General features: G+C 43.3%; 10 protein-coding genes and 1 tRNA gene. 4 read left to right on the top strand and 7 right to left on the bottom strand.

The genetic code is table 11. The annotated features are described in order from the left end of the window. Window positions 1-1,464: a trigger factor gene (gene tig / locus R2I63_RS03165; protein WP_316358746.1), complete on the bottom strand. Its 1,464-nt coding sequence runs from the start codon at window positions 1,462-1,464 to the stop codon at window positions 1-3. A 30-nt stretch (window positions 1,465-1,494) separates the two neighbouring features. Continuing rightward, window positions 1,495-1,566: transfer RNA gene (locus R2I63_RS03160), tRNA-Gly, on the bottom strand. A 221-nt stretch (window positions 1,567-1,787) separates the two neighbouring features. On the opposite strand from R2I63_RS03160, the gene R2I63_RS03155 reads away from it, so the two are divergent. From R2I63_RS03155 to dtd, 4 genes are all read left to right on the top strand, one after another. After that, complete coding sequence (locus tag R2I63_RS03155; RefSeq protein WP_316358744.1) at window positions 1,788-5,276, top strand: SNF2-related protein; 3,489 nt, start codon at window positions 1,788-1,790, stop codon at window positions 5,274-5,276. A gap of 70 nt (window positions 5,277-5,346) precedes the next feature. Continuing rightward, window positions 5,347-6,438, top strand: a complete 1,092-nt coding sequence (locus tag R2I63_RS03150; protein WP_316358743.1) for a rod shape-determining protein — start codon at window positions 5,347-5,349, stop codon at window positions 6,436-6,438. A 76-nt stretch (window positions 6,439-6,514) separates the two neighbouring features. Beyond that, entirely contained in the window at window positions 6,515-8,260 is a 1,746-nt protein-coding gene (locus R2I63_RS03145) for a phosphoenolpyruvate carboxykinase (GTP) (protein WP_316358742.1), read from the top strand. Window positions 8,261-8,286: 26 nt separating this feature from the next. Continuing rightward, window positions 8,287-8,730 (top strand): D-aminoacyl-tRNA deacylase, encoded by a 444-nt coding sequence (gene dtd, locus R2I63_RS03140; RefSeq protein ID WP_316358740.1) that lies wholly within the window; start codon window positions 8,287-8,289, stop codon window positions 8,728-8,730. 30 nt (window positions 8,731-8,760) lie between these two features. Here dtd and R2I63_RS03135 read toward each other — a convergent pair whose 3' ends face one another. The 5 genes from R2I63_RS03135 to R2I63_RS03115 all read right to left on the bottom strand — a co-directional run bounded on the left by R2I63_RS03135 (window position 8,761) and on the right by R2I63_RS03115 (window position 13,073). Next, the gene (locus R2I63_RS03135) at window positions 8,761-8,901 is read right to left on the bottom strand and encodes a hypothetical protein (RefSeq protein WP_316358738.1); all 141 of its coding nucleotides are present in this window, start codon (window positions 8,899-8,901) and stop codon (window positions 8,761-8,763) included. Window positions 8,902-9,063: 162 nt separating this feature from the next. Further along, a complete protein-coding gene (locus R2I63_RS03130) occupies window positions 9,064-9,273 on the bottom strand; it encodes a hypothetical protein (RefSeq protein ID WP_316358736.1) in 210 nt (69 codons plus the stop codon). 649 nt (window positions 9,274-9,922) lie between these two features. Continuing rightward, a complete protein-coding gene (locus R2I63_RS03125; RefSeq protein ID WP_316358733.1) occupies window positions 9,923-11,197 on the bottom strand; it encodes a ComEC/Rec2 family competence protein in 1,275 nt (424 codons plus the stop codon). Beyond that, window positions 11,182-11,802 carry a methyltransferase domain-containing protein gene (locus tag R2I63_RS03120; protein WP_316358731.1) on the bottom strand — a complete coding sequence of 207 codons (621 nt, stop codon included), beginning with the start codon at window positions 11,800-11,802 and terminating at the stop codon, window positions 11,182-11,184. Before R2I63_RS03120 ends, R2I63_RS03125 begins: the two co-directional genes overlap by 16 nt. Then, window positions 11,799-13,073: an NAD(P)/FAD-dependent oxidoreductase gene (locus R2I63_RS03115; protein ID WP_316358730.1), complete on the bottom strand. Its 1,275-nt coding sequence runs from the start codon at window positions 13,071-13,073 to the stop codon at window positions 11,799-11,801. Before R2I63_RS03115 ends, R2I63_RS03120 begins: the two co-directional genes overlap by 4 nt. Between the last annotated feature and the right edge of the window lie 3 nt (window positions 13,074-13,076).

The raw sequence follows: 13,076 nt of genomic DNA, 5'->3' as shown, positions 1-13,076 counted from the left end.
TCAAGAACTCTTCGTTGATTTTTTCTTTGGGGCCGCTTTTTTTGCTCCAGTTGTTTTCTTTGGGGCCGCTTTTTTTGCTTTTGCAGGTTCTTTTTTATTGGGTGTCTTTTTAGGAGCAGCGACCTTTTTCTTTGGCTTTGGAGCGACAACTTTAGCCTTGCTGATCAAGAAGTCTTCCGCTTTGCTAAGGATTAAGCGAGACATTGCAATGGCTTTTTGTTCTTGCGACTCTTCTTTCGCTGTGTAAACATCAGATTGATCGCTAAACATCGCTTCCATTGGAGTTTTTACTTCTTGGTGAACCTCGTTTGGAGAGACGGAAATTTTCTGATCTTGGATGATTTTTTTGGAGATATAGAAAAGACGCACAGCGCGCTCTCCTTGCACTTGGATGTCATCAATTGCCGTCTTTCTTTCATTCTCACTCATCGCCATGAGTTTTTTCTGGAAGGCAGGGTCATTGACTAGCTGCTTGATTCGGAATTGGGTTTCCTTCTGAAGGAGAGTTTTAGGAAGCTCAAAGGGATAGTTTTCAAGAAGGAATTCACTCATTTGATCACGGTAACCACATTGGATATGCTCGTCAGCTTGTTTGTTCAGAAGCTTTTCAAGGTTTTCCTTCATTTCAGCAACATTTTTTGCTCCCATCTTCTGTGCTAAGGCGTCATCAATAGCGGGAAGTTTTGCTTCTTCTACAGCGATCAGGGTCATCCGCACTTTTTTCGGAGGTGTGGCTTTTTTGTCCTCTTCCGAAGCATCGGCATCAGCTTCACTGACTCCTTCTTTGGAGTCTCCAGCTTTCATTCCCATGGCGAGATCATGCATCCACTTCGCCATTTTAGTTTTGCTGACCTCAAAACGAGCATTTTGAAGCGCCTTTTGAGGAGGATCTTCTTCGATAATGTCGACATTAATGACAGCGAAATCCCCTTCCTGTACAACTCGATCTGGTACTTTTTTCCACTCAGCAAAAAACATTCGAATATCTTCCAAGGTGGCGTCTAGCTTTCCAGCATCTACGGCATCACGTTTGATCTCTTCTATCTCAATGTTGGACAAATCGATTTCAGGAACTTCGGGCTCGGTTTCGAATGTATAGGTCATTTCAGCCCCATCTTCCAGAGAATGCTTAATAATTTTGAAGCTGATTTGAGCATCATTGCTAAGGAGGGGAGTGTGAGCAAGCTTCTGACATTCACGGAAAGTTTCGTCTGCAATGGCTTTTTGCCATTGTTCATCCAAGGGTTCAGCAAATTTTTTTATGATTAGGTGGTCAGGAGCACGTCCTTTTCGAAATCCAGGAAGAGAAACCTCCTTAGACACAGACTTAATGGCTTCTCGCCTTGCTTTCTTCACAACATCCGGGGAAGATTTAACATTGTATTCGACCATACATTCGGGCTTTCGCTCAACGGTAAAGGTCACGGCGTCGGATTTGAATTCTTTAGGTTTTTGTTCTGTCATTGGTCGTTCTCATGCAGTCTTGTAAAAAAAAGCGGGTGATGAGATTCGAACTCACGACCCTCACGTTGGCAACGTGATGCTCTACCACTGAGCTACACCCGCGTGTGAAAAAGAAATCACCATAACAAACTTAGAGTTTTTTTTCAAAGACTAAAGAACAGGAAAAACTTTTAAGCAAAAAAAGAGTTGAAGTTTTTTTTGTAGAAAAGGTACTGATAGTTCATGCTCGAGCGAAAAAAACCGTTGCAGGGGTTACCGAAAATAGGGTAAAACGTAGATAGTTTTTTAGAAAAATAATAGAGTTATTGAGGTGATGTTAACGGATGTTGAATTTAAGGAAGCTTAAACAGGACTTTTCTTCTGCGATTTTAAAAGAAGGGAAAGATCTTTTTGAAACTAAAAAAGTTCTATCGGCTAAAATCCTTCATCTTGATGCTACCACCATCCGCATTAGCGCCAAAGTTCTTGGCCAATATAATAATACATATGAAAGTGAAATCGAGATAGATCGGATGGATAGCGAGACTATCGATTCAGATTGCAACTGCCCCTATCATTATGATTGCCAACACTTAGCTGCTGTTCTTTTTCATCTCGAATCGTGTCTTGATGAAATTTTGGTAAAATTCTCAGAAGAAACAGATATTGAAGAAGTGACTGATGATGATAGCTTCTGTGATGAGGAGAAGGAAAAGCTTCTAGAAGCGGTTAAAGAAGCTGAAAGTAAAGAAGCTGAAAGGAAAGATGAAGAGTACCAAAAGGAGCTTCTTAAGGAATACATTGGAGCTTCCTCTCTTCTTGCAAAATCTCCTTTCTTTCTCCCTGCTCAGCAGGGAGAAATCGAGAAGGCGGAGCTTGCGGTTATCTTCCACTTCCCCAAAAAGGAAGGGAGCAATGTTGATGTTCAACTGGCTCTTCGCCTCCCTTCAAGATCAAAACCTCTCCATATTCCGAATGTTCGTCAGTTTTTAGAAGCCGTAAGATACCAGGAACCTCTTTATGTAGGAGGAAAGAGTCATCTTTTTTCCTTAGAATCTTTCCAAGAAAGTGAACAGGAAATTGCGCGCCTTGTAATGGATCATGCAAAATTGCCCGAAAAGGTTACCAATGAACGCGCTCAGAAAATGGCAAGCTTAGACGTGAAAATCTTTGGAATGATCATGGCTAAGGCTGAGGAAATTGCCTCTGAAATGTTGAAGCAAAAGGGGTGGACTTATCAGGATGATGACCTTCCCACACTTCCTTGCCTTTTTGAAGAAAACTTAGAGTCTCCTATTCATTTTTCAAAATCTCACGCCAATGTTAGTGTTACCCTAGAATACATCCATCCTCCCACATCAAAAATTTTGCTTAATCCGATGCTCCTTGTCGACCAACAAAAAATTGTCCTTGAAGATGCTCGTTTTTTTGAGTGTGCAAAGCCTGGAATCATTTACAATCACGTCTATTATCGATTTGCTGAGCAAATAACACGGCGGCATTTGCGCAGTCTCGTGCCGATGCGAGATATGACGATTCCAGAACCTCTTTTTGGAACTTTTGTGGAAAATGCGCTTCCCGAAATGTCACTTTTTGCAGAAGTGGATATGGCCGGTGTTGTTGAACACTTTACGACACTTCCGTTTGTGGGTTCGATTGAGGCGATTTGCGATCTAACTTTCTTGAATGGCGAACTTGATGCAGCACTTTCTTTCCGTTATGATACGCATACGGTTCCTGTGTCTTCAAAGAAGTTGGGGTTTGATGACATTGACTCTTTTGTTACCGAAGAGGGAATTGTTGCCCGTAATTTAGTCGAAGAGCAGAAAATTATTGAAGATCTCTTTCAAGACTTTATCTTCGATCTTGATCAGCAAGTTTGGGCAGCGAAGACGGAGAAGAAAATTATCGAGTTTATGACTGATGTGATTCCTAGAAATCAACATCGGGTCAAGTTCAACTATCCTCAAAACCTCTTAGATCAATTCATTTATGATCAGTCCAAGTTCAAGCTTACGCTTACGCACACCGATCGGATGGATGTCTATGAAATGAATATTGAGGTGAAAGGTGCTCTTAAAGGGGTAACAGTAGATCGACTATGGGATTGCATTGTTTCTAGGCGTGCGTATCTCGAGCTTGATATGGGACGGAAAAAAACGGCTAAAGCTAAAGAGAATGGGAACAAAATTCCTAAAATTCTCGTGCTCGATCTTGATGAGGTGGGGGTCGTTGTCCAGCTTTTCGATGAACTCGGAATTGAAAAACTTGATAACAAAAAGTTAGAGCGTCCTCTTTGGAGTCTGGCAAATATTGATGAGTCCAATTTTAAGGACCTTCCTGTTACCTTTACGATGACACCGCAGCTCAAAGATATTCGTAAGCAGATGCTAGGGGAGAAGATTTTGAAGTTCAGCCCGATTCCCAAGCAGGTTGATGCAACACTTCGTCACTATCAAGAAGAGGGAGTTCAGTGGCTTGAGCGTCTCCGTACAATGTTTCTCAATGGAATTTTAGCGGATGATATGGGTCTTGGGAAAACACTGCAGGCAATTTGCGCTTTGACACAACATAAAAGTGGTGCAAAGACTCCAGCTCTTGTAGTGTGTCCGACCTCTCTTCTCTACAACTGGAAAGAAGAATGTCATAAGTTCAATGACGAGCTAAAGACTCTTATCGTTGATGGAATGCCGAATCAACGAAAAAAGTTAATTAAAAATGTTAAAGATTATGATGTAGTGATTACTTCCTACAGTCTTCTCCAAAAAGATATTGAGGCTTATGGCAAGGTAACCTTTTCCTATATGATTCTTGATGAAGCACAGCATATTAAAAACCGAGGAACCAGAAACGCAAAGTCGGTGAAATTGGTTAAAGCTCAACACCGCGTTATCCTTTCTGGTACTCCGATTGAAAACTCTTTGGATGAGCTTTGGAGCTTGTTCGATTATCTGATGCCAGGCTTTTTGGGGTCTTATGAAAGATTCGTTGAGAAATATGTGCGCCTATCTGGTAAGGAACAGGCTAAAAACCTGCAATACCTTCGAAAGAAAGTTGCTCCATTTATCTTGCGGCGTATGAAGGTTGATGTTTTGGACGATCTTCCACCTGTCAGTGAGAATGTTTATCATTGTCAACTCACCGATGTTCAAAAAGAGCTTTATAAGTCCTATGCAGATTCTGCTCGGGATGAACTGATGAAATTGGTTGAAAGAGATGGGTTTGATAAAGTGCAAATCCATGTTCTTGCAACTCTCACTCGACTAAAACAGATCTGCTGTCACCCAGCTATCTTTGCGAAAGAAAAGGCAGAGGTGGGGGATTCAGCAAAGTATGAGATGCTTCTTGAACTTCTGCAGACGCTGATTGAAGGGCAGCATAAGACGGTGATTTTTTCGCAATACACCCGTATGTTGCAGATCATGAGAACGGACTTTGAGCAGAGAGGTATTCGATTTAATTACCTTGATGGGTCGAGCAAAAACCGTCTCGATATTGCCAATGAATTTAATAATGATCCTAACATCCCTGTTTTCCTTGTGTCACTTAAAGCGGGAGGAACGGGGCTCAACCTTGTAGGTGCTGATACAGTCATTCACTATGACATGTGGTGGAATCCAGCCGTTGAAAATCAAGCGACTGACCGGGTCCACCGTATTGGGCAGAAAGAGTCAGTCTCTGTCTATAAACTTGTGACAATGGGAACGATTGAGGAAAAGATTGTAGAAATGCAAAATCGAAAGAAAGGAATCGTGAAGAAGATCGTGAGCTGCGATGATGAGGCGATTACCAAGCTTACCTGGGAAGATGTTCTCGAACTTCTACAAACTTGATGAATTATATCTGGTTGTCCATTATGATGAACGAATCTCATAGCACAATTGGATCTAAAAGGACTGGAAAATGAAAGTTAAGGCCGCAAAAAAGGGAAAAGGAAGCCTCCTTAAGAACTTCAAGCAAGGATTTATCAATAAACTTGGTCACTTCACTGGTATTTTTGCAAGTGACATTGGAATTGACCTCGGAACTGCAAATACCCTTGTTTATGTTCGAGGCAAGGGGATCATACTGGCTGAACCCTCGGTGGTGGCTGTTGACTCCTTGACCAGTGACGTCCTTGCTGTTGGCCATAAAGCGAAAGCAATGCTTGGGAAAACTCCTCAAAAAATTCATGCTGTCCGCCCGATGAAGGATGGTGTTATCGCTGATTTTGAAATTGCAGAAGGGATGCTTAAAGCCCTTATTTCTCGAGTGACCCCATCGCGTAGCCTATTTCGTCCAAAGATTTTGATTGCTGTTCCTTCTGGAATTACAGGAGTGGAGAAGCGAGCTGTTGAAGATTCGGCCCTTAGAGCAGGCGCTCAAGAGGTAATCCTTATTGAAGAACCCATGGCAGCAGCCATTGGAGTTGACCTCCCTGTCCATGAACCCTCAGCGAATATGATTATTGATGTAGGTGGTGGTACGACCGAGATTGCAATTATCTCACTTGGTGGAATTGTCGAATCTCGATCGATTCGTATTGCGGGGGATGAATTTGATGAGTGTGTTATCAACTATATGCGCCGTACCTATAATCTAATGATTGGGCCAAGAACGGCTGAAGAGATCAAAATGACGATCGGTTCTGCCTATCCTCTTGGGGATCACGAGCTTGAAATGGAAGTGAGGGGGCGTGATCAAGTGGCTGGTCTCCCGGTTACTAAGCGAATCAACTCTGTTGAAATCCGGGAGTGTCTCGCAGAGCCTATTCAACAAATCATTGCTTGCACCAAGGAGACCTTGGAGCGTTGTCCTCCCGAACTGGCTGCTGACCTTGTTGAGACAGGGATGGTCCTTGCCGGTGGTGGAGCTTTGATCAAGGGATTGGATAAGGCTCTGATTAAAGAGACAGGACTTCCAGTGATCGTTGCTTCGAATCCTCTTCTGGCAGTTTGCATGGGAACAGGAAAGGCACTCGAGTACCTCGAAACTTTCAAAAAATCCGCAGTTTAGCCGTTGACCGCGCTCTTTTGATGTTTATCCAAATTTTTTCTTTCGACTAGTATTCCCTATATGTTATGGGGGAAATATGGAGATGAAGCATGCGCGGCTAGCCGCTTGGATCAAAGACATGGAGGAGCTCTGTCAGCCTGACAGCGTTCAGCTGTGTGATGGCTCTCAGGATGAGCATGATGCAGTGTGTCAGGTGCTTGTGGATGCGGGGGTTTTTGTTCCCCTTTCTAAACGTCCCAAGTCATACTGGTGTCGCTCTGATCCTGAGGATGTTGCACGTGTAGAGGATCGCACATTCATTTGCTCTCTTAGGGAAGAGGATGCGGGTCCGACGAACAACTGGGAAGAGCCAAAGAAGATGAAACAGACCTTGATTGGTCTTTTCAAAGGGTGCATGAAGGGAAGAAAGATGTATGTTATCCCTTTTAGCATGGGGCCATTTGGTTCGTCTCTTTCTGTCATAGGGGTGCAAATCACTGATAGTCTTTATGTCGTTGCAAATACATTTATTATGACGCGAATGGGAAAAAAAGCGCTTGAAGTTTTAGGGGTCGATGGCGATTTTGTTCCGTGTCTTCATTCAGTGGGAGTTCCACTTGATAAGGGAGAGAAGGACTCTTTTTGGCCCTGTAGAGCTGATAGCAAATACATTGTACACTTCCCCGAAGAGCGAGAGATCTGGTCCTATGGAAGTGGGTATGGGGGCAATGCTCTACTGGGCAAAAAGTGTTTAGCACTTCGAATTGCTTCTGCAAAAGGGCGAGATGAGAAGTGGATGGCAGAGCATATGCTCATCGTCGGAGTCACGAATCCCGAAGGAAGGAAGCGGTTTTTTGTTGCGGCTTTCCCAAGCGCTTGCGGAAAAACAAATTTGGCGATGCTGCAATCTCCTCTTCCAGGATGGAAGGTTGAGTGCGTAGGGGATGACATTGCTTGGATGAAAATTGGCCCTGATGGACGCCTTTATGCCATTAATCCTGAGAATGGATTCTTTGGTGTCGCTCCGGGAACTTCTTACGATTCCAATCCAAATGCGATGGAGTCGATGAAGAGCAACTCAATATTTACCAATGTTGCCCTTACCGATGATGGCGACGTATGGTGGGAAGGAATGAGTGAAACACCTCCAGCTCATTTGATCGATTGGAAGGGAAGGGATTGGACTCCAGACTCAAAAGAAAAGGTGGCTCACCCGAACTCTCGATTTACTGCTCCTGCCAAGCAGTGTCCTGTGATTGATCCTGCTTTTGAAGATGTGAATGGTGTCCCGATTTCTGGGATTATTTTTGGGGGGCGAAGAGAAAGCGTTGTTCCTCTTGTTATTGAAAGTCTCTCTTGGCAACACGGCACGTTTTTGGGAGCCTCTCTTTCTTCGGAAATGACGGCAGCGGCAGCTGGAAAGATTGGAGCGCTTCGTCACGATCCTTTTGCAATGCTTCCTTTTTGTGGCTACAATATGGGAGACTATTTTGGCCATTGGCTTGAAATGGGAGAACTTCTTGGATCCAAAGCCCCGAAAATCTATCATGCAAATTGGTTTCGAAAAGGGAAGAATGGAGAGTTTCTATGGTCTGGATTTGGAGAGAATATCCATGTTTTAAAATGGATCTTTGAGAGGTGTCAAGGAACTGGGGAAGCAATTGATAGTCCTGTTGGCCTACTGCCTAAAGATTTTAATGCTCAAAAGGAGCTCTTTGAAATCGATCGCTCTCTTTGGAAGGAAGAGGTGAAGGGACTCCGTGAATATTACAAGCTTTTGGAAGGACATCTTCCAGAAGGTATTCTTGAAGAACTCAATAATCTTGAAAAAAGAATCTCTTAATTTCCTAGATCTTATATAATAGCCGTATGCGCGTATTGATCCAACGGGTGAAAGAGGCCCGCGTCACAGTTGAAGAAAAAGTTGTGGGTGAGATTAGTGGAGGGCTCCTCCTCTTTTTAGGTATTCACAAGGACGATCGTGAGGAGAAAATTCCCTGGCTTGTCAATAAGATTGTAAATATGAGGATCTTTGAAGACGACCAAGGAAAGATGAATCGTTCTATCATAGATGCTCAGGGAAGAATCTTGGTTGTCTCTCAGTTTACTTTATATGGGGATTGCGATAAAGGACGTCGCCCTTCTTTTACCGAAACGATGCCTCCTACTCAGGCTCGTTTATATTACGAGTCTTTTGCGGTGCAGCTGCGGTACAAGATGGGCGCTGATGCCGTGGAAATGGGATCTTTTGGTTCTCATATGGAGGTGCATCTTGTAAACAATGGGCCTGTGACTTTCCTTCTTTCTCGATAAGCAATTCGTAAAGTTCAATAATCATCAGTTTCATATCAGAGGGCTGTCTTCGGTAATTAGTGGAACTTCTACAAAATCATCTTCATTAGTCTTCTTAGTTCCTGCACCACGATCTTGAAGTTCTTGATAATTGTCTCCATCTGGTTGAGTTCTAGCTGCGGCAGGACCCATTCCTTGAAAAGCTTGTCCTTGAGATCGTCATTTGTAACAACAAAATGCAAAAATCAATAATGCAATCATGGCAATAGCAGAAACAATCAAAATCATGATCTTATGGTGTTCAAAAAAAACCTCAAGAGAGGGTGTTATAGCTAAAAATTTTTATTTTAGTTATCATTTTTTAGATGACCTATTCATTGGATTAACACCAGGTTCCTCATGAAATGTCATCACACTTTTTATGACAGCAATTGGATTAGAGTTGTTACACTGGAGGCTAGCCTCGTAGTCGATCGTATACGTATCTGTAACTTCCGTATTGTGTCCTGAAAGTCCTGGATCTGTGTCACCACACGTATGGCAACGCACATATAAAAAGCGCAACTAATAGAAATTTTAACTTGTTCATTTTTACCCTTTATTTTCTCTAAGTCCAAACCTCCTCCAAAAATCATCAAGCCGATTTCCTAAATAGGAACCGTTTCTATTTTCCGCAACTGAGTGGAAAATGAGAGAACATTTTAGAACAAGTCCGAATACCTTCTGAATTTTCTTGCGAGAGAAACGTCGTTCTGGTTTACTCTTGAGTGTTCAGAGTTTTCTTGTGAATGGGTCTCATAATCCGTTGGTCGTAGGTTCAAGTCCTACCTGCCCCATTTTTTAACTCACTCTATCTAAGCAAATTTCTCCTAACTTACATCCTTTCATTCATCCAAAAAGGCATTATGACGATAGGAAAAACGTCGAAGCACTGGGGTGGAAATTTTGCCTTAGTTGCAGGTATGCTCTTCAACGGCATCGTAATCCTTCCCTCATTTTGAAACCCTATCTTATTCACAGAATTTCCATGGCTGTTGTTTACGCAGTTAATCAAAAGAGTTGTAAAAAGAATCTTCTGGGATTTTCTACAGATCAAGATGTTAAGTGGATTTATTCTTCTATTTCTACCCTGTGTCTTTCTTATCTTTTCGCCAAGGGGATTCAAAGCGTGATGGGGGCAAAATCCTTAAAAATCAACTGGAAGGTTGAGTCTCTAATGACTGGGGCTGGTCTTGCAACTTTTTTTCTTGCGGGTTCGAAAAGATTTCCAATATACGAAGCCTAAGATAACGCTGCTAAGAATCAACGTTTGCATGGTATTGATTTTGAAGAGGAGCTTTCGGGGCGTTCCTTCAACGAGTGTGATCAAGAATGAAGCGATGGGCGCTGCGAATATATCTGCATGGAGTAGAAAAAGGGCGAGCAAAGCTGCAAAGAGGAAGGGAACGAAGAGGTTGTAAAAAAGGGAAATCAGGGGGAATGTTTCAAAATGAAAAAGAATCAGGGGAAGGGTAAAGGTTAAAACGCTCCCTTGGAGGGCAAGTCCTTTGCGAAGGTACGCACAAAGAATGTAGCCGCACTGATCAAGTATGGACATTTCAGTAAGCACAGAATAAGGGCGCTTTGGCAGGAGGGAAGTCAAATTTTCTTCAAATAAGCTGTAGAAAAGAATGATGCCGAGGGTTGCACCAAAGCTGAGTTGAAACCCCACGTTTGTGATTACAAACGGATTAGAAAGCAAAGCAAAGAGAAGGGCTACACCGAGAGCGTTGAGGGGCGTTGTACGGTATCCAAATAGGATTCCCACAAGGTAGAGCAATACGCCGATCCATGCGCGGCTAATTGATGGTCCGCCTCCCATATAGAAGAAGTAGGTTCCTAAAAGGAGAATGAGGGCTAAGGCAAGGAGCTTTTCGGGAAGGATTCGTTTAAGAATGGAGGCTAGAAAGAAGGTAAGGAGGGCGAAGTGGAATCCTGAAATGGCGAGCAGGTGAGCGAGTCCAACGGCTCCAAAGTGGTAGGAAAGATAGGGGTTTTCAAGGTTTCCTGTGGCGAGGCCTGAGAGGAGCGCAGCAACTTTGGGATTTTTAAAACGGGTATGGATCTTCTTCTTGGCCTTCTCTTTTATTTGAAAGCGCCACTCTGCAAGGCTCCACGATTTTTCAATCGGTTTCCATGGAGACTCCGGCTTAAAGATATAGTGCCCTTTTGACCGCTCGCGAAGTGTCCCTTTTGAAAAAAAATAGTCTTTGTTCGCTAGGGGGCGGATGTCACCTTTTCGCAGGTAAATGCGGCAGGGAAGGGAATCTAAGGTTCCGATATAGGCAATGGTTGTTTGGATTGAGCTGACGTTTTTTTTGACTTCATGAATTTTAAAGCGCCCACTTTCTTTTTGTCCTGAGGGGTATAGACCTAGAAAAAAGGCAAGGATCATGATGCTTAACAGAACAATTGAAGTAGCAAAAGCTGGGGCTAGTCTTTTTGGCATCGCCAGTAGTGCTGGTTTGTCAATTTTTTGTGGAGAAAATAGGTCATCACGATATCATGATTCACAACGCGGAATTGTTTTTTTGCAAGGTTGGTGTATTCATCGATATATCTGTAGGTCGATTCATATTTTCCAAAAATATATCTTCCAATAAAGTGTGTCGATTCTCTGAACAGGAGGGTTCCCCCTTTTTTGAGCCATTTGTGCATCCGCTCCAGAAGGAGAGGAACTTCTTCGTCGGAGAGGTACATGAATAGCCAATTGATGAAAATTAAATCGAAGGTTTCTTCTTGGAAAGAAAGATCCATCACGTTCGAAAGCTCGAAGGTGATGTTAGAAAACTGTTTGTGAGTTTCTTGGTTTTTTTCGAGGAGGTGAGCTGCGAAATCCACGGAGGTGACGTGAGTTGCTTTTTCAGCAAGTTTTCCGGTGAATCGTCCTATCCCTGAAGCGAGCTCAAGAACGTCTTGGTTCTCAAAGCTTGGAAGGAAGCCGATGATTTCCTCTCGCTCTTGTTGATCAAAGGTTTCGGTATTGCTGACAAGAGTCATTCCGTCGGGAGAAGGGGAGGCTGCCTTCCAGAAGTTATAGATATTATTGTTCATTTATTTTTTGGTGGCTCCATTTCATCGTCGATCGTTTTATGAATCAACCGTGCTCCGCGAAGTCCTGTGATGTAATGAAATACCCAGTCTAGCATAACAGCAAATTGACTGCGATAACTTACTAAGTAGAAAATATGAATGAATCCCCAAGCTAGCCAGGCAAAGAGACCTGTTAAGTGGATCCCTTTGTAAAATCCAACGGCTCTATTTTTTCCGATGGTGGCGAGGCCTCCTTTATCAAAATACTTAAAGGGGCGTCTTTTTTCCTTGGCGACTTGACGTCGGATAATTTTCCCCACATACCGTCCTTGCTGAATGGCAGTTGGTGCGACTGCAGGGAGGGGTTTGCCATCCTTTCCCATGGTACAAGCCGCATCACCAATCACAAAAATTTCAGGGTTTCCTGGAACGGAAAGGTCGTTTTCGACAACTGCGCGCCCCTGGCGATCCAAGGGGACATCGAGTGTTTTTAGAACAGGAGAGGCAACATTCCCAGCAGCCCAAATGATGTTGCGGGCCTCGATAAAGTCTTCGCCTACCTGGACACCTTCTTTGGTGATGTTTGTGACAAGTTTTTCCGTAAGGACCCGCACCCCCATCTTTTCTAGATCTTTACGGGCTCTTTCCGAAAGTTTCTCCGGGAAAGGCGGGAGAACGCGCAGCGCCCCTTCAACGAGATAAATTTTTGATTTTTCGGGATTGATGCGACGAAAGTTCCTAAACATTGTCTTATGAGCGATTTCTGCAATGGATCCTGCCATTTCTACTCCTGTAGGACCTCCTCCAATGACAACGAAGTTGAGATACTTCTCCGCTTCGTGGATGCTATCCATCCGTTCTGCCTTTTCAAAGGAAATAAGAACTTGTTCACGAATTTTGAGGGCATCGGTAACGGTTTTAAGCCCAGGAGCTAAGGGTTCCCACTGATCATTTCCAAAGTAAGAATGGCGAGCTCCTGTCGCTATCACGAGGTAGTCATAAGGAATGTGGTCTCCATTGACAAGGATGAGCTCTCTTTTTTCTTTATCGATTTTATCAACGGTTCCCATTAGTACAGTGGTATTGCTTTGAGCTGCTACAACTTCTCTTAGTGGTGTTGCAATATCTGCAGGGGAGAGCGCGGCTGTTGCGACTTGATAAAGGAGTGGTTGGAATAAGTGGTGATTTTTCTTGTCGATGAGTAGAACATCAAAGTTCGCTCTACTGAGCGTCTTAACACAGTTTAGTCCACCAAATCCCCCACCAACAACTACAACGCGCGTATAGATCATAAG

This window comes from Candidatus Neptunochlamydia sp. REUL1, assembly GCF_963457595.1.
In the GTDB taxonomy this organism is placed as follows: domain Bacteria; phylum Chlamydiota; class Chlamydiia; order Chlamydiales; family Simkaniaceae; genus Neptunichlamydia.
Note: the sequence above shows the minus strand (reverse complement) of the source record. Positions and strands in the feature narration are given on the sequence as shown.